Below are 19,851 nucleotides of genomic sequence, written 5' to 3'. Positions count from 1 at the left end.
GCTTCGGCAGGAGACCGGTCCGATGCAGTCGCACGCGCGGTCTACCTGCCGAACCAGCGCCTGGGCGGCCGTACCTCCAGTCGCCCCAGGCTGAGCCGGCCGTGTATCTCCACGCGGAGCACGACCGGCGTCCCCGGATCGCCGGCGGGCCGCACCTTGGTCTTGCCGTAGCCGATCACCAGCGCGTCGGTGTCCACGACGACGCCGGGCCGGGTGATCAGCCGCAGGGTGCCGCCGCGCATGTCGAGGTCGATGCGCAGGGTGTCGTGTGTGATCACCGCGCCGGTGAAGTCCAGGGTCACGTCTCCCCAGGCGGACGCGATCTCCATCCGGCGCGGCACCGGCCAGCCGTCCGCGCGTACGGCCGATGCGCCCTGCTGCTCGATCCGCACCACGTCCTTGGCCGGTGCGGCGCCGCCCGCGTCCGGCAGATCGGCGGTGAGCGCCGCCAGCTCGCCGAGCGTGCGGGCGGACAGGGCGGCCGTCACGCGCTCGTCCAGCTCCTCGGCCGTGATCCGGCCGTCGCCCGCCGCGCCCGTCAGGACGTCCACCACCCGGTCCCGGTCCGCGTGCGAGGCACGCAGCCCGGACGGCATCTGCGTGTGCAGCAGCTCGGCCGCCATACCCTCACCCCGATTCAGCACGTCCCCGCAGGGCCCGACGTCACGAACTAACGCTATATCGCGTTATACCCAACGGCCAACCCCATGTCCACGGTTCCCCCGGCATGGCCCTATCGTGACCGGCATGCAGTCCTACACGATCGGCCAGGCGGCACGGCTGCTCGGCGTGAGCCCGGACACCGCCCGCCGCTGGGCCGACGCGGGCCGGGTGGCGACCCATCGCGACGAGTCCGGACGGCGCCTCATCGACGGCAGGGATCTCGCCGCCTTCTCGGTCGAACTGGCCAAGGCGGGCGGCGGGGAGGAGGACGCCTCCCACACATCCGTCCGCAACGCCTTCCCCGGCATCGTCACGGCGATCAAGCTCGGTGACGTCGCCGCCCAGGTGGAGATCCAGGCGGGCCCGCACCGGCTGGTGTCGCTGCTGACCCGGGAGGCCGTCGAGGAACTGGGCCTGGAGGTCGGCATGGAGGCCACCGCGCGCGTGAAGTCCACCAACGTGCACATCGACCGCGTCTGACCCGTCACACACCTGCCGTCACCGGCACAGCAGCGCGGCCCACAGGTCGAGCCGGTCCCGCAGCCGGGACAGATCGCGCCCGGTGAGCCGCTCGATGCGCTCCACCCGGTAGTGCACGGTGTTGACGTGCGGATGCAGCGCCTGCGCCGCGCGCGCCCAGGAGCCGTCGCAGGCCAGGAAGGTCTCCAGCGTGCTCAGCAGGACGGCGGTGGCGGGCCGGTCGGCTTCCGGCAACGGGCTGAGGACCGTACGGCTGAAGGCGGCCCCCACGTCGGCCAGCACCCCCGTGAGCAGGGCGTCGAGGGTGGTGAGGGAGCCGGCGTCGGTGAGGCGGGAGGCGTCGGTCGCGGTGGTGCGGGCCGAGGAGAGGGCGTAACGGGCCCGCGCCAGCGCGCCGCCCAGCCCCTCGGGCGCCGCCGCGGGCATGCCGACGCCGCCGTGCAGCACGACGCCGGGCACGCAGCCGGCGACCAGCGGCCACACCTCGCCGCTACCGGCTCCCGCAGTACGCCGACGTGCCGCGCACCGAGGTGCACTTGATGGAGACCGCCGACGCGATCGGCCCGCTGGGCACCAGGTCGATCAGCGAGAGCCCGTTCAACCCGGTCGCCCCGGCCCTGGCCAACGCGCTGCGGGACGCCACGGGCGCGCGGTTCACGGAGCTGCCGCTGCTGCGTGACCGGGTGCGGCTATCGCTGGACCGGCACAGCGATAGCCGCCGTCCACCCGGATCGCCGTGATCCCGCTGATGTGCCGGGCCCCGCACCGGTCCTGCGGGAGCACCAGCTGCGGCCCGGCCGCGTCCAGCGGGGTGTCGTCGATGCGCACGCCCAGCAGGACGGACGCGTCGGCGAAGTCCGGGTCGATCTCGGCCCAGGACAGCACGGCGTGGTGGCCGTCGGTGCCGGTCACCGCGATGAGAAAGCGCAGGCGGTCCTTGCGACGCACCGGGTCGAAGCCGGGCCCCGTGTCGGCGAGGACGTCGTACAGCCGGGGGCCGGCGAACCGGTGGTGCTGGATGCCGCTGGGCGCACTCGAAGCTGACGTCCACCCGGTGCTGCGGCCAGCGGAGCAGGTCCGGAACGGTCAGCCGGGCGGGCCGGGCCAGATCGCCGGTCAGGGCCAGTTGCGCGAGCGTCACCTGCGACCACCTCCCCGCAGCACCGTACCCGCCGCGGCGCATCGTGCAAACGCACATGCAAGCTGCAAGTCACAAGTTCGCAGCTCATGCGATGAGACAGGAGACTTACGGCTGGCAGATGCGGCAGTATCATCGCCGCACGGCCGGTGCTCCCGGCCGTGACAGGGCGCGACAGTTGTTCCACAGAACCTGAGGAGTAGATCCGTGATGACCCGTTCCCTGCGCCGGACCCGGCGGTCGCTGCAGCTGGCCGGCGCGGGAGCCGCCGCCCTGATGGCCCTCAGCGCCTGCTCCTCGTCCTCGGACGCGAAGGACACGACGTCGGACACCTCGAACTCCGCCTCCCCGAAGCTGTCCGGCAACGTCACCGTGTTCGCCGCCGCCTCCCTGAAGGAGAGCTTCACGACCCTGGGCAAGGAGTTCGAGAAGCAGCACCCGGGCACCAAGGTCAGCTTCAACTTCGGCGGCAGCGACACCCTCGCCGCGAGCATCACCGGCGGCGCCCCGGCGGACGTCTTCGCCGCCGCCAGCCCCAAGACCATGGCGATCGTGACGGACAAGAAGGACGCGGTCGGCACCCCGGCCACCTTCGTGCGCAACCAACTGGAGATCGCCACCCTGCCGGGCAACCCGGACAAGGTGTCCTCCCTGAAGGACCTCACCAAGTCCGGTCTGAAGGTCGTGCTGTGCGACAAGACCGTGCCGTGCGGCGCCGCCGCGCAGAAGGCCCTGGACGCCGCCAAGTTCAAGCTGACCCCGGTCTCCTACGAGCAGGACGTCAAGGCCGCCCTGAACAAGGTGGAGCTGAAGGAGGCCGACGCCGCGGTCGTCTACAAGACGGATGTGAAGTCCGCGGCCGGCAAGGTGGAGGGCGTGGAGTTCCCCGAGTCCGCCAAGGCGATCAACGACTACCCGATCGTCCTGCTGAAGAACGCGCCGAACGCCCAGGCCGCCAAGGCGTTCATCGCCCTGGTGCAGTCCGCCGAGGGCCAGAAGGCGCTCGGCGAGGCGGGGTTCCTCAAGCCGTGACCTCGCTGCACAAGCCCGGCGCCGCGACCGGTCCCCGCACGGACCGGCCGCGGCACCGCCGCGTCGGCGCGGGGGGCCGGCGCGGGGTGCCGTTGCCGCTGCTGCTGCCGGGCCTGCTGGCGCTGGCGTTCCTGCTGCTGCCGCTGGTCGCGCTGATCATCCGCGCGCCCTGGCGCAGCCTGCCGGACCAGCTGACCAGTACGGAGGTGTGGCAGGCGCTCCAGCTGTCGCTGGTCAGCGCCACAGCGGCAACGGCCGTCAGCCTCGTCCTGGGAGTGCCGCTGGCCTGGCTGCTGGCTCGCACGGAGTTCCCCGGCCGGGGCCTCGTACGGGCCCTGGTGACGCTGCCCCTCGTGCTGCCGCCGGTGGTCGGCGGTGTGGCACTGCTGCTGGCCCTCGGCCGCAACGGGGTGATCGGCAAGGTGCTGGACTCCTGGTTCGGGATCACGCTGCCGTTCACCACCACCGGGGTCGTGATCGCGGAGGCGTTCGTCGCGATGCCCTTCCTGGTCATCAGCGTCGAGGGCACCCTGCGCGCGGCCGACCCGCGCTTCGAGGAGGCGGCGACCACGCTCGGTGCGTCCCGCTTCACGGCGTTCCGCCGGGTCACCCTGCCGCTGATCGCGCCCGGCATCGCGGCGGGCGCGGTCCTCGCCTGGGCGCGTGCGCTCGGCGAGTTCGGCGCGACGATCACCTTCGCGGGCAACTTTCCCGGCCGCACCCAGACCATGCCCCTCGCGGTCTACCTGGCCCTGCAGAACGACCCCGACGCCGCGATCTCCCTGAGCCTGGTCCTCTTGGCGGTGTCGATCGCGGTGCTGGCGGGGTTGCGGGACCGCTGGATGACGGGGGCGTGAGCACATGGCAGCCGACCCCGGGCATGTGCGAGCGTACAGACCCATGACCGACATCGATGCCCCCGAAGTCGGCCTCAGGAGGGCGGTCGACGAGGGACTCGACGCCCACCTCGTCGTCGACCGCGGCTCCTTCCGGCTCGAGGTGGCCCTGACCGCCGAACCCGGAGACGTCGTCGCCCTGCTCGGTCCCAACGGCGCCGGCAAGACCACCGCCCTGCGTGCCCTGGCCGGACTCGTCCCTCTCACCGACGGTCATCTGCGCCTGGACGGAGCCGCGCTGGAGCACACTCCCCCGGAGTCCCGCCCGGTCGGCGTCGTCTTCCAGGACTATCTGCTCTTCCCGCACCTGTCCGCCCTGGACAACGTCGCCTTCGGCCCCCGCTGCCAGGGCGCGGGCAAAACCGAGGCCCGCGCACAGGCCGCGGCCTGGCTGGACCGCATGGGCCTCACCGACCACGCCGGCGCCAAGCCGCGCCGCCTGTCCGGCGGGCAGGCCCAGCGCGTGGCCCTCGCCCGCGCCCTGGCCACCCACCCGAGGCTGCTGCTCCTGGACGAGCCCCTGGCCGCCCTGGACGCCCGCACCCGCCTGGAGGTCCGCGCCCAACTGCGCCGCCACCTCGCCGACTTCGAGGCGGTCGCCGTCCTGGTGACGCACGACCCACTGGACGCCATGGTGCTCGCCGACCGGCTGGTCGTGATCGAGCACGGCCGGGTCGTCCAGGAGGGCACCCCGGCCGACATCGCCCGCCACCCACGCACCGACTACATCGCCCAGCTCGTCGGACTCAACCTCTACCGCGGCCAGGCGGACGGGCACACGGTACGACTCGACGCGGGCCCGGGGATCACGACCACCGAGGTCCTGTCCGGTCCGGCCTTCGTGGCGTTCCCGCCGTCCGCCGTCACCCTGTTCCGCGACCGCCCCACCGGCGCCAGCGCCCGCAACCTCTGGCGCTGCGAGGTGGCCGGCCTGGAGACGCACGGCGACCAGATCCGCGCCGACCTCACCGGCGAACTCCCCCTGGCCGCCGACCTCACCACGGTCGCCGCCGCCGAGCTCGACCTGCATCCCGGCGCCGCTGTCTGGGCGACGGTCAAAGCGACGCAGACACACGCATACCCGGCCTGACCGGATGGGCGCTCTACCGTGGGTGCCCATGACCCTGAGCATCCGCAACCAGCTCCCCGGCACCGTCACCGAGGTCCATCCGGGCGAGGCCATGGCCACCGTCAGACTCCGGCTGGACGGCGGCCAGGAACTCATGGCGGCCATCACCAAGGAGTCCGCCGAGGAGCTCTCCCTCGCCCCCGGCACGCCCGTCCGCGCGCTGGTGAAGTCGACCGAGGTCTCCCTGGCCACCCAGCGGGTCCAGGGCCTGTCGATCCGCAACCAGCTGCCCGGCGCGGTCACCGGTCTCACGACCGGCACCGTCATGGCCACCGTCAAGGTCACCGTCGACGGCGGCGAACTGACCGCGGCGATCACCAAGGACGCGGTCGCCGACCTCGGCCTCTTCGTGGGCTCCGACGTGATCGCCCTGATCAAGGCGACCGAGGTGTCCCTGGCGACGGCATGACACGGCGAGGGCCCCGCCCGGAAACCGGACGGGGCCCTGTGGCACGGCTCGCTCAGTCCTCGTACGCGTCCAGCGGCGGGCAGGAGCACACCAGGTTGCGGTCGCCGAAGGCCTGGTCGATACGGCGCACCGGCGGCCAGTACTTGTCGGCGGCCGAGACACCGGCCGGGAAGACGGCCTCCTCGCGGCTGTAGGCGTGCTTCCACTCACCACTGAGCGCGGCGGCGGTGTGCGGGGCGCCCCGCAGCGGGTTGTCCTCCGCCGGCCACTCGCCCGCGCCGACCTTCTCGATCTCCGCGCGGATGGCGATCATCGCGTCGCAGAACCGGTCCAGCTCGGTGATGTCCTCCGACTCGGTCGGCTCGATCATCAGCGTGCCGGCCACCGGGAAGGACATGGTCGGCGCGTGGAAGCCGTAGTCGATCAGGCGCTTGGCCACGTCGTCCACGCTCACACCGGTCGCCTTGGTCAGCGGGCGCAGGTCGATGATGCACTCGTGCGCGACCAGGTTGGCGGGGCCGGTGTAGAGCACCGGGTAGTGCGGCTCCAGGCGCTTGGCGATGTAGTTCGCGGAGAGCACGGCCACCTGCGTCGCCCGCTTCAGGCCCTCGCCGCCCATCAGCCGGACGTACGCCCAGGAGATGGGCAGGATGCCCGCGGAGCCCCACGGAGCGGCCGAGATCGGGCCGACGCCCGTCTCCGGGCCCGCGGCCGGCTGCATCGGGTGGTTCGGCAGGTACGGCGCCAGGTGCGAGCGGACGCCGACCGGGCCGACGCCGGGGCCGCCGCCGCCGTGCGGGATGCAGAAGGTCTTGTGCAGGTTCAGGTGCGAGACGTCACCGCCGAAGTGGCCCGGCTTGGCGAGGCCGACCAGGGCGTTGAGGTTGGCGCCGTCGACGTACACCTGGCCGCCGGCCTCGTGGACCTGGGCGCAGATGTCGGCGACGTGCTCCTCGAACACACCGTGCGTGGACGGGTAGGTGATCATCAGCACCGCCAGCTCGTCACGGTACTGCTCGATCTTGGCGCGCAGGTCCGCGACGTCGATCTCGCCGTCCTCGGCGGTCTTGACGACGACGACCTTCATGCCGGCCATCACGGCGCTCGCGGCGTTGGTGCCGTGCGCCGAGGACGGGATCAGGCAGACGGTGCGCTGCTCGTCCCCATTGGCGCGGTGGTAGCCGCGCACGGCGAGCAGACCGGCCAGCTCGCCCTGCGAACCGGCGTTCGGCTGCAGGGAGACCTTGTCGTAGCCGGTGACCTCGGCGAGACGTTCCTCCAGCTCGCGGATGAGCGTGAGGTAGCCCTCGGCCTGCTCGGCCGGGGCGAAGGGGTGCAGCTGGCCGAACTCGGGCCAGGTGACCGGCTCCATCTCGGTGGTGGCGTTGAGCTTCATGGTGCACGAGCCCAGCGGGATCATGCCGCGGTCCAGCGCGTAGTCGCGGTCGGCCAGCCTGCGCAGGTAGCGCAGCATCGCCGTCTCGGACCGGTGCTGGTGGAAGACCGGGTGGGTGAGGTAGGGGTCGGTGCGCAGCAGCGCCTCGGGCAGGGTGTCCTCGGCCGTCGCGTCCACGGCCTCTATGTCGCCCTCGACGCCGAAGGCGGACCACACGGCGGCGACCTGGGCCCGCTTGGTGGTCTCGTCGCAGGCGATCGAGACCTGGTCGGCGTCGACCAGGTGCAGGTTGACGCCGTGCTCCCGGGCGGCGGCGACGACCTCGGCGGCCTTGCCGGGCACCCGCGCGGTCAGGGTGTCGAAGAACGCGCCGTGCACGATCTCGACACCGCCGGCCTTCAGGCCCGCGGCGAGGATCGTGGCGTACCGGTGGGTGCGCCGGGCGATGGTCTGCAGGCCCTCGGGGCCGTGGTAGACGGCGTACATGCCGGCCATCACGGCGAGCAGCACCTGCGCGGTGCAGATGTTGCTGGTCGCCTTCTCCCGGCGGATGTGCTGCTCGCGGGTCTGCAGCGCGAGCCGGTAGGCCTTGTTGCCGTCGGCGTCGACGGAGACGCCCACGAGACGGCCGGGCAGGCTGCGCGCGAACTTCTCGTGCACCGCCATGTAGCCGGCGTGCGGGCCGCCGAAGCCCATCGGCACACCGAAGCGCTGGGTGGTGCCGACGGCGATGTCCGCGCCCAGCTCGCCCGGCGAGGTCAGCAGGGTCAGCGCGAGCAGGTCGGCGGCGACGGTGACGAGCGCGCCGAGCTCGTGCGCCTGGTCGATGACCGGCTTGATGTCACGTACGGCACCGGAGGCGCCGGGGTACTGGATCAGCACGCCGTTGATCTCACGCGCGGCGATGTCGGCCGGGATGCCCTCGCTGAGGTCGGCGACGACCACCTCGACACCGGTCGGCTCGGCGCGGGTCTGGATGACGGCGATGGTCTGCGGCAGCGCGTCCGCGTCGATGAGGAACAGGCCCTTCTTGTTCCTGCCCATGCGCCGGGACAGCGCCATCGCCTCGGCGGCCGCGGTGCCCTCGTCCAGCAGGGAGGCGCCGGAGGTGGGCAGCCCGGTGAGGTCGGCGACCATCGTCTGGAAGTTCAGCAGCGCTTCGAGTCGACCCTGGGAGATCTCCGGCTGGTACGGGGTGTAGGCCGTGTACCAGGCCGGGTTCTCCATGACGTTGCGCAGGATCACCGGCGGGGTGAAGGTGCCGTAGTAGCCGAGGCCGATCATGGAGTCGAGGACCTGGTTGCGGTCGGCGAGCGAGCGCAGCTCGGCGAGCACCTCGGCCTCGGTGCGGGCGCCCGGCAGGTCGAGGGCGTCGGCGTTCTTGATCACATCCGGGACCGCCGCGGCGGTCAGCTCGTCCAGCGAGCCGTAGCCGACGTGCGCGAGCATCTTGGCCCGCGCCTCCTGGTCGGGCCCGATGTGGCGCTGCTCGAACGGGATGCCCGCTTCGAGCTCCGAGAGCGGAATACGATGGGCGGTCATTGCGGAGGCCTCCTGGTCTGACGCGACCTTCGAGGGCACCACGGCGCGGGTGCCCGGACGGCCTCCCCCTCTGTCATCTCAACCTGAGAGCTTCACCGGGGCCTTGAAGATCCCGGTTTTCACCGTCGGTGAGAGCGGGAGCCGTCGACACCCGCCCTGCTTTCCAGAGTGACCTCGTCCGTGCGGTACGTGAGCCTGAGAGATTCCGGGGAGGATTTGCTCCTTCGGCGCCTCCGAGGTGGTCGGAGGACTCTCCCGCACGGGGTCAGCAGCCGCTGTCAGCCTACCAGCGGGGCCGGCGACCGGGCCCTCGAGTGGCCGCCTCCCTGAATCTGCTCTTTCGTAGTGCTTACGGATGAGTTGCGACCACGTGGAGGGAGAGGGACCGTGCAGACCGAGATCGATCCGCGCAACCTGATCGGCCGCAAGGCGTTCGACCGCCACGGCACCAAGATCGGCACCATCGACGAGGTGTACCTCGACGACGCGACCGGCGTGCCCGAGTGGGCGGCGATACGCACCGGTCTGTTCTCCCGCGACGCCTTCGTCCCCCTGGAACCGAGCGAGCTGATCGAGGGCTCCCTCCACGTCCCCTTCGACCGCGCCCTGATCAAGGACGCCCCCGACTTCGGCGTGGGCCGCCATCTCTCCCCCGAGCAGGAGCTGCAGCTGTACCACCACTACGGCCTGGACGTGGCATCGCCTTCCTCGGCCCCGGACCACGACTTCGGCAAGCTGGCGGGTTCAGAGGAGACGTGACCTCTCTCCGGGTCCGGGGCGGGTGGGTGGGTGGGAAGGATCCGAGACCAACGGCAACGGATCGGCAGACTCCAGCGCGGGATCGTCGACAGAAAACGTCCGCACCCGCCCCGGGGCGGACTGCGGCGTCTCGAACCGCACGGTGACCCGCCCCAGCCCACTCCCCTGCACCCACCCGTGCCCGTACTCCGCATGCCGTACGTCCTGGCCTGCCCGCCAGTGCCGTTCAACCGGCTCCGGCCGCTCCAGAACGGACTCCGTCTCACCCCTCTCCGGCTCCTCCGCCGCAGGTGACGGCATGGCCTGCGCGAACAGGTCCTCCTGGGTGTAGTCGGCGAGCCCGGAGACGCCCACGCCCAGCAGCCGTACCCCACCTGTGGTGTCCACGGAGTCCAGCAGCCGCGCGGCCGCCTCCCGCACGACCGCGGGATCGTCCGTGGGCCCTCTGAGCGTCTCGGAGCGGGTCAGGGTCGAGAAGTCGTACCGGCGCACCTTCAGCACGATCGTCCGCCCCGACAGCCCGGCCCCGCGCAGCCGCCCCACACACCGGTCGGCGAGCCGCTGCACCTCCAGCCCGATCCGGAGCCGGTCATGGATGTCCACGTCGTAGGTGTCCTCGACCGACACCGACTTCGCCTCACGCTCGGCCACCACGGGCCGCTCGTCATGGGCCAGGGCCATGGCGTACAGCGCGTGCCCGTGTGCCTTGCCCAGCAGCCGGACCAGCTCGTCCTCGCCCGCCTCGGCCAGCTCCTCGACCGTCGTGATCCCGGCGCGGCGCAGATGGTCCCCGGTGGCCGGCCCGACCCCCGGCAGGGTCCGCACCGGCATGGGCCCCAGCAGGGCCCGCTCGGTGCCCGGCCGGATGAGCACCAGGCCGTCCGGCTTGGCCTCCTCCGAGGCGATCTTGGCGAGCATCTTGGAGGCGGCGAGCCCCACCGATCCGGTCAGCCCGGTGACCGCCCGTATGTCCGCGCGCAGCCTGATCCCGGCCAGCCGCGCCGACTCCTCGTCCCAGGCCGTCCCCCCGGCCTCCAGATCCACGAACGCCTCGTCCAGGCTGAGCGGCTCCACCAGCGGCGACAGCTCCCGCAGCAGCGCCATCACCTGCTCGCTGATCGCCCGATACACAGTGAAGCGCGGCACCAGATACGCGGCGTTGGGTGCCAGCCGGCGTGCCTGGGCCATGGGCATCGCCGAGTGGACCCCGAAGACACGTGCCTCGTACGACGCGGTGGCCACGACCCCGCGCGGCCCGAGCCCGCCCACGACGACCGCCTTCCCGCGCAGGCTCGGCTTGGATGCCTGCTCCACCGAGGCGTAGAAGGCATCCATGTCGAGATGCAGGATCGTGGGCGCGTTTCTCACATCTCCGATGCTGCACCACGGCACTGACAATGCCGGGGGTTCGGAGCGCGCCGGGGCCGGACCGCCCTCAGACCGCCCGGTTGCGCCGCCGTGCCAGCTCGTCCGCGGGGTTGTGCCCGACCAGCGTCTCGCCGGTGTCGACGCGCTCGCCGTGCAGCTGGGAGAGCGCGCTTTCGACGTCCCGCCACACCACGCCGACGGCGATCCCGAAGATGCCCTGGCCGCCCTGCAGCAGGGCGTGGACCTCGTCCGGCGAGGTGCACTCGTACACCGTGGCGCCATCGCTCATCAGGGTCATCCGCTCCAGGTCACGGAAACCGCGTTCCCTGAGGTGCTGCACGGCCGTGCGGATGTTCTGCAGCGAGACCCCGGTGTCCAGGAACCGCTTGACGATCTTCAGGACGACGACGTCACGGAAGCTGTACAGCCGTTGCGTCCCCGACCCGTACGCGGGCCGCACGCTCGGCTCCACCAGGCCGGTGCGCGCCCAGTAGTCCAGCTGCCGGTAAGTGATGCCCGCGGCCGCGCAGGCCGTCGGCCCGCGGTAGCCGATGTGTTCCGCCGCCATGGACGCCGCCCCTCCGCCGTTCGGCACCACCGTCGGCCGCTGCGGAGCGTGACCGACCGCGCTGCTCGGTTGGGGATACCCGCTGTTCGAACGCAGCTGAGAGCTAGGGGGAGGGTACGGACCGCTCTCCCCGAACCCGCGTCCGGGGGCACCCCCAGCCGTACCGTCGCCGCTGGTGCTCACGCCGACCTCCGTCCTTGACCTGCCTTCACGACGGTAGGCAGTCACCAGGGGTGCGTCAACGATCGCCACACTCGGCACGCCGAGTGATAATCACCCTGGGAGTGGTTTCCCGTGTCCCACCGCGGGGAAAGGCTAGCCGAATGCGTTCGGGGGAGGCCGCAGGACGCTCTCAATGGCCGGTGGCAATTGCCCGCGCACAGGGGCGCCGACGCACACCGGCCGGCCGTTCGACTCACTGGCTGCTGGTGCCGAAGTCCTCGGGCGAGATCTGGTCGAGGAACTCGCGGAACTTCTCCACCTCGTCCTCCTGCTCGTCCGGAATGGCGATGCCGGCGTCGTCCAGCACCGCGTCACTGCCGTAGATCGGCGTTCCGGTGCGCAGGGCCAGCGCTATGGCATCGGAGGGGCGGGCGCTGACCTCGACGCCGCTGGCGAAGACCAGCTCCGCGTAGAAAACACCTTCACGCAGATCGGTGATGCGTACTTCGGTCAGCTCCTGGCCGACGGCCTCCAGCACGTCCTTGAACAGGTCGTGGGTCAGCGGCCTGGCGGGGGCCATGCCCTGCTGGGCGAACGCGATCGCCGTCGCCTCCCCCGGCCCGATCCAGATGGGGAGGTAACGGTCGCCTCCCACTTCGCGCAGGAGCACGATCGGTTGGTTGGAGGGCATTTCGACCCGGACACCTACGACATCGAGCTCGTTCACACAGCAACCCTAGGCCGTGCTCGGGACGTTTGGGTAGTCGGGCCGGGAACAGGTGGCCGATCCGGCCGCTCACGACCCCCGCTGTTCAGGGCAGCCGCACCCCGAGAGCGGTCTGCACCAGTGCCGTGTGCAGCTTCACCGTGAGCGCCGCCAGCTCCTTCGCACGGGCCTCGGCATGGGCCCTGGTCTGCGGGTTGCGGTGGCGCCTGAGCGGGGCCACCACCTGGTCGACCAGTCCGGCCTCGCGGTCGGCGGCCGCCTTCATCACCCGAAGGTGGCGTGGCTCGATCCCGAACCGGCCCAGTTCGGCGACGAGCGAGGCCACGGTGACGGCCTCGGCGTCGTACGCCCCGTCCTCCAGGGGAGCGATGAGCCCGTACGACTCCCACTCCTCGAGGTCGCCCTCGTCGATCTCCGCGGCCGCCAGGAGCTCGGCCCTGCCGATCCGGGCCACCGTGCGCGCCGCGGACGGCTCCGAAACGTCCTCAGCGGTGCGCTGACGGCCCACCACGGGCAGCTGGACGGCCTCGCCCCGCTCCATGGCGTCCAGGTGCTCGCGGATCACCTTGAGCGGAAGATAGTGGTCCCGCTGCATCCGCAGCACATGCGCCAGACGCTCCACATCCCCGGCGCTGAACTTGCGATATCCCGAAGGGGTCCGCTGCGGCTCGATGAGCCCCTCCGACTCCAGGAAACGGATCTTGGAGACGGTGACTTCGGGGAACTCCTCGCGCAGCACGTTCAGCACCGTGCCGATGCTCATCAGCCTGCTGTCCCTGGCGGCGGTACCGCTTCCGGCACCGCCGCTCGGTGTTTGAAGCATGGACCTTCCCTGGGGGTCCCCCCGGACACCGGTCCGGGGGCGGGTCAGATGCCCTGCCGGCTCGCGTAGAACACCAGCCGGTACTTGCCGATCTGCACCTCGTCACCGTTCGACAGCGGGACCTGATCGATTCGCTCGCGGTTGACGTACGTGCCGTTCAGGCTGCCCACGTCGGCCACGGTGAACGAGCCGTCCGGGGAGCGCCGAAACTCCACGTGCCGCCGCGAGACCGTGACGTCGTCCAGGAAGATGTCGCTCTGCGGATGACGGCCGGCCGTGGTCAGGTCGCTGTCCAGCAGGAAGCGGCTGCCCGAGTTCGGTCCCCGGCGCACCACCAGCAGCGCCGAGCCCATCGGCAGCGCGTCCACCGCGGCCTGCGCCTCGGGCGACAGCATCGGCATCTGCGTCTGACCGGTGACCTCGGCGTCGTAGGCCTCGATCCCGGAGATCGAGATCGTGGACGTCGTCTCGGAGGCACGCTCCGGCGCCACTCCGGGGCGCAGCGGCGCGCCACAGTTGGAACAGAAGCGGGCGTTCTCCGCGTTGCGGTTACCGCACCTCGTACACACCAGGACCGACATCGACGGATCCTCCTGCGGCTGCCCCGCCGGGGCGTTGGACGCGTACGGACCGAGGGCGAACCCTCCACCCGCACCTGAGGTTGACGGTTGCCCGAAACCTATGCCGCCGGACTGGGCAGGGTCAACCGACGCCCCGCCCTGACCTCCGGAAATGTCACCGCCCGGACCAGCGACCTGGTCCCGGAACAGCGGGCGCTGACCTTCCGCGTCAGGCTGTGCGCGGTGACGAGCGGTCGCGTTGTCGCTGCCCTCTCGCGCGCTCTTGCGGAACAACTTCGCAAACAACTTCACGGGCGATTCCCCTTGACCGAAACAGACCCGCCCGTGGGGCAGGACGAACCCTGATTGCCTACACCGGCCGAGCCGGACATTCTCACAACGTCCGTATCCACCAGACAGTTTCCACCACGCACCACCCCTTCGGTGCGCCGACCCCCCGCAACCTCATGCCCCTGCCCGACGTCCCCCATGCACCACCGGTTCACTGGGAGGACGACCGAGCGTAGTCAGGCCGCTTCGCCTGTCGCAAGGCGTCCACGACGATCTTGCCCGACTGCTGGACCGTCACCGTGGCCTGCTCCTTCTCCAGCGTCTGCACCACGCCTCCCGGGATGTTCAACGCCGGCTCAAGGTCCTGCGGCTTGCCGATGACCTTGAAACGATAGGGGGAATTGATCTTGTTCCCGTCGACACCGACACCCTTGCCGGAGTCCGTGAAATAGGTGCCCGCGACCACCCGGACCCCATTGACCTGGATCGCCTCCGCACCGGCCGCGCGCAGCTCCTGGATCGCGTCGAGCAGCATGTCCGCCTTGACCGTCCCCTTCGTGTCCTCGATCGTCATCGTGATGCCGGGACCCTGCGCCGCCACCGTGCCCGCCAGAATGCCGAGTTGCTTCTCCTTCTCGGCCGTCTGCTTGCGAGCCTCCGCCGCCTGGTCGGAGCTGCTCTGCAGTTCCTGGCGCTGCTTTTCGAGTCCCTGCTTCTCGTCCTCAAGACGCTGTGTACGCGAATCCAGTTCATCGAGAATGCGAACAAGATCTTCCTGGCGCGCGCCGCGCAGCGCGCTGTCGCTGTCGCTGTTCGACGCCACCTGCACGGCCAGGCCGAAGCCGAGCCCGAACAGCAGCAGCGCGACGATGAGTTGGGCCCGGCTCACCCGCGGCGGCCACAGACCCTTCACCAGCCGCTGCCGACCGGTCAGCGGCTCTTCCCCCTTCTGCCCCGGCGCCGGCTCCGGTGCCCGCGCGGGCACCTCCTCGGGCAGCTCCTTGCGCAGCCTGTGCTCCGGCTGGCCCGGCTGGTCCGGCTTGTCCGGCTGCCCGTTCCGCTCGTTCGGCTCGTTCGGCTCGCTCATCGGTATCACGCCCGGAACACATGCCGCCGGATCGCCGCGGCGTTGGAGAAGATCCGGATACCGAGGACGACCACGACACCCGTGGACAGCTGCGCACCGACGCCCAACTTGTCGCCCAGGAAAACGATCAGCGCGGCGACGACCACGTTCGACAGGAACGACACCACGAAGACCTTGTCGTCGAAGATCCCGTCGAGCATGGCCCGCAGACCGCCGAAGACGGCGTCCAGCGCCGCGACGACGGCGATCGGCAGATAAGGCTCGACGACCGCCGGAACCTCGGGCCGGACCAACAGGCCGGCCACGACTCCCACGACGAGGCCCAGTACGGCGATCACGATGTGCCCTTCTCAGTCTTCTCGGTGCTCGGCTGTGCTGTGCGTACGATCACACTCGGTGCGGCGGGCAACCGTACGTCGCCCTCCGCGGAGATGGTGGCGCGGATGCCGAAGTTCTGCTCCAAGGCGTGCAGATACAGGCCGTCCGCACTGCTCTGGAACTCGGTGCTCAACCGCTCCCCGTCCCCCACCGCCAGCACCGTGTACGGCGGCACGAGCGGCTTGTTGTCGACCAGTATGGCGTCCCCCGCGGCCCTGATCGCGGACAGGGCGGTCAGCCGCTGGCCGTTGATGGAGACGGCCTCGGCTCCGGACTCCCACAGCCCGTTGACCACGCGCTGCATGTCCCGGTCGCGGACCCGGCCGGTGTCGGAGAACCCGGAGGTCTCCCGCGGGTTGGTGCCGTCACCGCCGGTGCTGGCCTCCTTGGCGTCGTTCACGACGAGCTTGACGCCCGGCCCGTGGACCGCCGTGGCGCCCGACAGCACGCCCACCAGGTCCGCCTGTGCACTGCCGCCGCTCGACCTCAGAGCCGCCCGCTGGCGCGCGCTGACGTCGTCCCGGAGCCTGTCGACCGTGCCCTCCAGCTTGTCCGCGTTCGCGGTCTCGCTGTCGATGCGGTCGATCAGCTCCTGCCGCTCCTTGGCCACCACGGGCGCCGCAGCCCGTGTCTGCGCCGCCCCGACGGTCACGACGAGCGCAGCGAGGACGAGGCCGGCCGCGAGGCCGAGCTTCGCCCGGAGGGTCTTGGGCAGACCGCCCTCGCCCTCGGACTTCTTGCGGGCGGCGGCCTCGGCGTACCCGTCGTCGAGGCTGTGGTCCATGACGTTGGTGATCAACGACATGGAGGCGTCCGGGCGCCGCGCCCGCGTGGGGCTGCTCCGAACGGGGGGTTGCTGCGGCATGCCGCACATCGTCGCATGTCGCGAGGAGTACCTCCGAATGGCCCTACCGGCGTGCCGGACAGGCCCCCTTGGGGGACACTTGTCCGGCACGCGCGCGTGCGTGGGTTTTGCTGCCCGGCGGCGTGTACTCGCTCACCGCCGGGCCTTGCCTCCGGGCCTTACCTCCCGGCGCTGTCCACGACGGCGGACCACTCGTCCAGCAGGGCCTGTGCCGAGGCGTCGTCGGGTCCCTCGGCCCACAGATGGGTGACGGCCTCGGCCGGGTCGGGCAGCACCATCACCCAGCGCCCGTCCGTCTCCACGACCCGCACACCGTCCGTGGTGTCGACAAAGCGATCCCCTGCCGCCTCGACCACCCGCCGCATGACCAGACCCTTGACGGCCCACGGCGTGGCCAGGTCCCGCTTGAGCACGTGCGCCCGCGGGATCCGCGCGTCGATCTGGCTCAGCGTGAGCTGTGTGCGCGCCACCAGCCCGATCAGCCGTACGAAGGCCGCCGTGCCGTCGTAGACGCTGCTGAACTCGGGGACGATGAACCCGCCCTTGCCGTCACCGCCGAAGATGGTGCCCTCCTCGCCGCCGACGCGCGTGAGGTCGTCCGGCGACGTCGTCGTCCATTCGACCTGGGTGCCGTGGTAGGCGGCCACCTGCTCGGCGATCCGGGTCGTGGTCACCGGCAGCGCCACCCGGCCGCTGCGCCGCTCCGCGGCCACCAGATCCAGCATCACCAGCAGCGCGCGGTCGTCCTCGATGATCCGGCCCTTCTCGTCCACGAGCGACAGCCGCTCGCCGACGGGGTCGAACCGGACCCCGAACGCGGCCCCCGAGGACGCCACTATCTCGCCCAGCCGCACCAGCCCCTTGCGCCGCATCTCCTCCGTCTCCGTGGGCCGGGACTCGTCGAGACCGGGGTTGATGGTCAGGGAGTCCACGCCCAGCTTGCCGAGCAGGCTGGGGAGCACCAGCCCGGCACTGCCGTTGGAGGCGTCGACGACGACCTTCAGGCCGGACTCGGCGATCCCGGTCGTGTCGACGTTCCGCAGCAGCGATCCGGTGTAGGAGTCGAAGACGCTCGCCGGGAAGTACAGGTCGCCGATCTCACCAGGGAACGCCCTGCGGTACTCCTGCCGCGCGAACACCCGGTCCAGCTTGCGCTGGCTGCCCTGCGACAGGTCGGCGCCGTTGCCGTCGAAGAACATGATGTCGACCGAGTCCGGCACACCCGGCGAGGTCCGGATCATGATGCCGCCGGCGCTGCCGCGCGCGGTCTGCTGCCGGGCCACGGGCAGCGGTACGTTCTCCAGGTCGCGTACGTCGATGGCGCTGGCCTGCAGAGCGGATATGACCGCCCGCTTGAGCGCACGGGCACCTCGGGAGTGGTCGCGGGCCGTGGTGACCGTGGAGCCCTTCTTGAGGGTGGTCGCGTAGGCGCCGGCCAGCCGAACGGCGAGTTCCGGCGTTATCTCCACGTTCAGGATGCCGGACACGCCCCGGGCGCCGAACAGATGGGCCTGGCCCCTGGACTCCCAGATGACGGACGTGTTGACGAAGGCACCGGCCTCGATGGTCTTGAACGGATAGACCCGGACGTTGCCCTGGACGATCGATTCCTCACCGATCAGGCACTCGTCTCCGATGACCGCGCCGTCCTCGATCCGCGCGGCCCGCATGATGTCGGTGTTCTTGCCGACGACACAGCCGCGCAGATTGCTGTGCTGCCCCACGTACACGTTGTCGTGCACGACGGCCTTGTGCAGGAACGCGCCGCTCTTGACGACGACGTTCGAGCCGACGACCGTGTGCTCCCGGATTTCCGCGCCGGCTTCGACCTTCGCGTAGTCGCCGATGTACAGCGGCCCGCGCAGTACGGCATCGGGGTGCACCTCGGCACCTTCCGCCACCCACACTCCAGGAGAAATCTCGAAGCCGTCGATGTCGACGTCCACCTTGCCCTCGAGAACGTCGGCCTGGGCCTTCACATAGCTCTCGTGGGTACCGACGTCCTCCCAGTAGCCCTCGGCGACAAAGCCGTAGATCGGCTTGCCTTCCTTCATCAGCTGCGGGAAGACGTCGCCGGACCAGTCGACCGGAACATCGGGTTCCACATAGTTGAAGACCTCGGGCTCCATGACATAGATGCCCGTGTTGACGGTGTCGGAGAAGACCTGCCCCCAGGTCGGCTTCTCCAGGAAACGCTCGACCTTGCCTTCCTCGTCGACGATGGTGATGCCGAACTCCAGCGGATTGGGCACCCGGGTCAGACAGACCGTGACCAGTGCGCCCTTCTCCTTGTGGAAATTGATCAGCTCCGTGAGGTCGAAGTCGGTCAGGGCATCGCCGGAGATGACGAGGAAGGCATCGTCTTTCAACGCCTCCTCGGCGTTCTTGACGCTTCCGGCGGTACCGAGTGGCTTCTCCTCATTGGCATAGGTGAGCTCCATTCCGAGCTCTTCGCCATCGCCGAAGTAGTTCTTGACGAGCGATGCCAGGAACTGGACGGTGACGACGGTCTCGTTGAGCCCGTGCCTTTTGAGCAGCCGTAGCACGTGCTCCATGATCGGGCGGTTGGCCACGGGCAGGAGCGGCTTGGGCATGCTAGAGGTCATGGGGCGCAGGCGGGTGCCTTCGCCCCCGGCCATCACGACGGCCTTCATGTCGGAAGCGTCCTCCTCCAAGAGACGACGGTCTAGCCGACTTCACCCGTCCAGATTGTCCCGCACTTTTCCACCGCGGGCCATGTGGCGTAACGTCCGGACAATCGCCGAGCTCAATCGGCCATGGCGTCCGCACGAACCAAACGGCGGACTTGTACCACGTAGAGCACTCCTGCCCACCAGTAGAGCGTTGTACCCCATCCGGCGAACGCCCATCCGAAAACAGCAGCGAGTGACGCGATCCAACCGCTCCCATCGCTAAGGAGCAGCAACGGGAAGGCGTACATCAAGTTGAAGGTGGCCGCCTTCCCGAGGAAGTTCACCTGGGGCGGCGGATACCCGTGCCGGCGGAGGATGCCCACCATCACCAGAAGCATCAGCTCTCGCGCGAGCAGGAGGGCGGTCAGCCACAGCGGCAGGATCTCCCGCCAGGTGAGACCGACCAACGTGGAAAGAACATAGAGTCGGTCGGCGGCGGGATCGAGAAGCCGGCCGAGGCTGCTGATCTGATTCCAGCGCCGGGCGAGCTTGCCGTCGAGATAGTCACTGATCCCGCTGAAGGCCAGCACGAGGAGAGCCCAGCCGTCGCTCTTGGGGCCCCCGAACTCGGGCCTGAGGATCAACCACAGGAACAGGGGTACGCCGACGAGCCGTGCCATGCTGAGGATGTTGGGGATGGTGAGGACCCGGTCCGTTTGGACACGCGTCTCCTGGACCTCCACCCGAGGGCCTCCTGTGCGAAACGAGCCAACGATGCCCCCTGACCCTACCTCAACGCAAAAAAGCTCCGGCCCCTGGGCAGTGCCCAAGAGCCGGAGCTGTAAAAGGAGTTCGGCGGCGTCCTACTCTCCCACAGGGTCCCCCCTGCAGTACCATCGGCGCTGTGAGGCTTAGCTTCCGGGTTCGGAATGTAACCGGGCGTTT

The 19,851-nt window shown here is 70.3% G+C and carries 17 protein-coding genes, 1 rRNA gene, 4 pseudogenes and 1 riboswitch; of the genes and pseudogenes, 7 read left to right on the top strand and 15 right to left on the bottom strand.

Annotation, left to right across the window (positions count from 1 at the left end; translation table 11 throughout):
• Nucleotides 1-41: 41 nt before the first annotated feature.
• Nucleotides 42-623: a DUF1707 domain-containing protein gene (locus tag ACIBJF_RS31660; protein ID WP_399178833.1), complete on the bottom strand. Its 582-nt coding sequence runs from the start codon at nucleotides 621-623 to the stop codon at nucleotides 42-44.
• Nucleotides 624-747: 124 nt separating this feature from the next.
• Here ACIBJF_RS31660 and ACIBJF_RS31655 point away from each other — a divergent pair, with 124 nt between their 5' ends.
• Nucleotides 748-1,143 (top strand): molybdopterin-binding protein, encoded by a 396-nt coding sequence (locus ACIBJF_RS31655; RefSeq protein WP_399178831.1) that lies wholly within the window; start codon nucleotides 748-750, stop codon nucleotides 1,141-1,143.
• Nucleotides 1,144-1,161: 18 nt separating this feature from the next.
• Here ACIBJF_RS31655 and ACIBJF_RS31650 read toward each other — a convergent pair whose 3' ends face one another.
• On the bottom strand, nucleotides 1,162-1,626 hold the full coding sequence (locus ACIBJF_RS31650; RefSeq protein WP_399178829.1) for a PucR family transcriptional regulator: 465 nt from the start codon (nucleotides 1,624-1,626) through the stop codon (nucleotides 1,162-1,164).
• Between ACIBJF_RS31650 and ACIBJF_RS31645 the strand changes: the two are divergent.
• Nucleotides 1,626-1,883 (top strand): annotated as a pseudogene (locus tag ACIBJF_RS31645) (hypothetical protein); the annotation flags it as partial. The gene ACIBJF_RS31650 and the pseudogene ACIBJF_RS31645 sit on opposite strands and share 1 nt — an antisense overlap.
• Here ACIBJF_RS31645 and ACIBJF_RS31640 read toward each other — a convergent pair.
• Nucleotides 1,798-2,326 (bottom strand): annotated as a pseudogene (locus tag ACIBJF_RS31640) (molybdopterin-dependent oxidoreductase). The pseudogenes ACIBJF_RS31645 and ACIBJF_RS31640 sit on opposite strands and share 86 nt — an antisense overlap.
• A gap of 165 nt (nucleotides 2,327-2,491) precedes the next feature.
• Between ACIBJF_RS31640 and modA the strand changes: the two are divergent.
• The 4 genes from modA to ACIBJF_RS31620 are packed head-to-tail and all read left to right on the top strand — an operon-like array spanning nucleotide 2,492 to nucleotide 5,747.
• Entirely contained in the window at nucleotides 2,492-3,313 is an 822-nt protein-coding gene (gene modA / locus ACIBJF_RS31635) for a molybdate ABC transporter substrate-binding protein (RefSeq protein ID WP_399178923.1), read from the top strand.
• The gene (gene modB, locus ACIBJF_RS31630) at nucleotides 3,310-4,170 is read left to right on the top strand and encodes a molybdate ABC transporter permease subunit (RefSeq protein ID WP_399178827.1); all 861 of its coding nucleotides are present in this window, start codon (nucleotides 3,310-3,312) and stop codon (nucleotides 4,168-4,170) included. Before modA ends, modB begins: the two co-directional genes overlap by 4 nt.
• 43 nt (nucleotides 4,171-4,213) lie before the next feature.
• Nucleotides 4,214-5,299, top strand: coding sequence for an ABC transporter ATP-binding protein (locus ACIBJF_RS31625; RefSeq protein ID WP_399178825.1), 1,086 nt, complete (start codon nucleotides 4,214-4,216; stop codon nucleotides 5,297-5,299).
• 28 nt (nucleotides 5,300-5,327) lie between these two features.
• A complete protein-coding gene (locus tag ACIBJF_RS31620) occupies nucleotides 5,328-5,747 on the top strand; it encodes a molybdopterin-binding protein (RefSeq protein WP_399178823.1) in 420 nt (139 codons plus the stop codon).
• A gap of 52 nt (nucleotides 5,748-5,799) precedes the next feature.
• Here ACIBJF_RS31620 and gcvP read toward each other — a convergent pair whose 3' ends face one another.
• A complete protein-coding gene (gene gcvP, locus ACIBJF_RS31615) occupies nucleotides 5,800-8,685 on the bottom strand; it encodes an aminomethyl-transferring glycine dehydrogenase (protein WP_399178821.1) in 2,886 nt (961 codons plus the stop codon).
• Nucleotides 8,686-8,858: 173 nt separating this feature from the next.
• Nucleotides 8,859-8,953: riboswitch (glycine riboswitch) on the bottom strand.
• Nucleotides 8,954-9,030: 77 nt separating this feature from the next.
• Here gcvP and ACIBJF_RS31610 point away from each other — a divergent pair.
• A pseudogene (locus tag ACIBJF_RS31610) lies at nucleotides 9,031-9,228 on the top strand (PRC-barrel domain-containing protein); the annotation flags it as partial.
• Nucleotides 9,229-9,365: 137 nt separating this feature from the next.
• Here ACIBJF_RS31610 and ACIBJF_RS31605 read toward each other — a convergent pair.
• The 11 genes and pseudogenes from ACIBJF_RS31605 to rrf form a co-directional block, all read right to left on the bottom strand.
• Nucleotides 9,366-10,812, bottom strand: a pseudogene (locus ACIBJF_RS31605) (DNA polymerase IV).
• A gap of 67 nt (nucleotides 10,813-10,879) precedes the next feature.
• Entirely contained in the window at nucleotides 10,880-11,563 is a 684-nt protein-coding gene (locus ACIBJF_RS31600) for a MerR family transcriptional regulator (protein WP_351808014.1), read from the bottom strand.
• Nucleotides 11,564-11,795: 232 nt separating this feature from the next.
• Entirely contained in the window at nucleotides 11,796-12,269 is a 474-nt protein-coding gene (locus tag ACIBJF_RS31595) for a bifunctional nuclease family protein (RefSeq protein ID WP_053666762.1), read from the bottom strand.
• Between the two features lie 85 nt (nucleotides 12,270-12,354).
• On the bottom strand, nucleotides 12,355-13,092 hold the full coding sequence (locus tag ACIBJF_RS31590; protein WP_399178818.1) for a MerR family transcriptional regulator: 738 nt from the start codon (nucleotides 13,090-13,092) through the stop codon (nucleotides 12,355-12,357).
• Between the two features lie 44 nt (nucleotides 13,093-13,136).
• Nucleotides 13,137-13,964, bottom strand: a complete 828-nt coding sequence (locus tag ACIBJF_RS31585; RefSeq protein ID WP_399178816.1) for an FHA domain-containing protein — start codon at nucleotides 13,962-13,964, stop codon at nucleotides 13,137-13,139.
• A 190-nt stretch (nucleotides 13,965-14,154) separates the two neighbouring features.
• Complete coding sequence (locus tag ACIBJF_RS31580; protein ID WP_399178814.1) at nucleotides 14,155-15,030, bottom strand: DUF881 domain-containing protein; 876 nt, start codon at nucleotides 15,028-15,030, stop codon at nucleotides 14,155-14,157.
• Between the two features lie 5 nt (nucleotides 15,031-15,035).
• On the bottom strand, nucleotides 15,036-15,368 hold the full coding sequence (locus ACIBJF_RS31575) for a small basic family protein (RefSeq protein ID WP_003988855.1): 333 nt from the start codon (nucleotides 15,366-15,368) through the stop codon (nucleotides 15,036-15,038).
• Entirely contained in the window at nucleotides 15,365-16,282 is a 918-nt protein-coding gene (locus ACIBJF_RS31570) for a DUF881 domain-containing protein (RefSeq protein WP_399178813.1), read from the bottom strand. Before ACIBJF_RS31570 ends, ACIBJF_RS31575 begins: the two co-directional genes overlap by 4 nt.
• 149 nt (nucleotides 16,283-16,431) lie before the next feature.
• Complete coding sequence (locus ACIBJF_RS31565) at nucleotides 16,432-18,927, bottom strand: sugar phosphate nucleotidyltransferase (protein ID WP_399178811.1); 2,496 nt, start codon at nucleotides 18,925-18,927, stop codon at nucleotides 16,432-16,434.
• Between the two features lie 113 nt (nucleotides 18,928-19,040).
• On the bottom strand, nucleotides 19,041-19,649 hold the full coding sequence (locus tag ACIBJF_RS31560; RefSeq protein WP_351808020.1) for a CDP-alcohol phosphatidyltransferase family protein: 609 nt from the start codon (nucleotides 19,647-19,649) through the stop codon (nucleotides 19,041-19,043).
• 107 nt (nucleotides 19,650-19,756) lie between these two features.
• Nucleotides 19,757-19,851: ribosomal RNA gene (gene rrf, locus ACIBJF_RS31555) — 5S ribosomal RNA — on the bottom strand; the annotation flags it as partial.

The organism is Streptomyces sp. NPDC050743 (assembly GCF_044456925.1).
GTDB lineage: Bacteria > Actinomycetota > Actinomycetes > Streptomycetales > Streptomycetaceae > Streptomyces.
Note: the sequence above shows the minus strand (reverse complement) of the source record. Positions and strands in the feature narration are given on the sequence as shown.

Coding starts and splice junctions, on each gene's coding strand:
- gcvP (WP_399178821.1), bottom strand. CDS start 8,685: ATGACCGCCCATCGTATTCCGCTCTCGGAGCTCGAAGCGGGCATCCCG.
- ACIBJF_RS31590 (WP_399178818.1), bottom strand. CDS start 13,092: ATGCTTCAAACACCGAGCGGCGGTGCCGGAAGCGGTACCGCCGCCAGG.
- modA (WP_399178923.1), top strand. CDS start 2,492: ATGACCCGTTCCCTGCGCCGGACCCGGCGGTCGCTGCAGCTGGCCGGC.
- ACIBJF_RS31565 (WP_399178811.1), bottom strand. CDS start 18,927: ATGAAGGCCGTCGTGATGGCCGGGGGCGAAGGCACCCGCCTGCGCCCC.
- ACIBJF_RS31625 (WP_399178825.1), top strand. CDS start 4,214: ATGACCGACATCGATGCCCCCGAAGTCGGCCTCAGGAGGGCGGTCGAC.
- ACIBJF_RS31655 (WP_399178831.1), top strand. CDS start 748: ATGCAGTCCTACACGATCGGCCAGGCGGCACGGCTGCTCGGCGTGAGC.
- ACIBJF_RS31620 (WP_399178823.1), top strand. CDS start 5,328: ATGACCCTGAGCATCCGCAACCAGCTCCCCGGCACCGTCACCGAGGTC.
- ACIBJF_RS31570 (WP_399178813.1), bottom strand. CDS start 16,282: ATGTGCGGCATGCCGCAGCAACCCCCCGTTCGGAGCAGCCCCACGCGG.
- ACIBJF_RS31580 (WP_399178814.1), bottom strand. CDS start 15,030: ATGAGCGAGCCGAACGAGCCGAACGAGCGGAACGGGCAGCCGGACAAG.
- ACIBJF_RS31660 (WP_399178833.1), bottom strand. CDS start 623: ATGGCGGCCGAGCTGCTGCACACGCAGATGCCGTCCGGGCTGCGTGCC.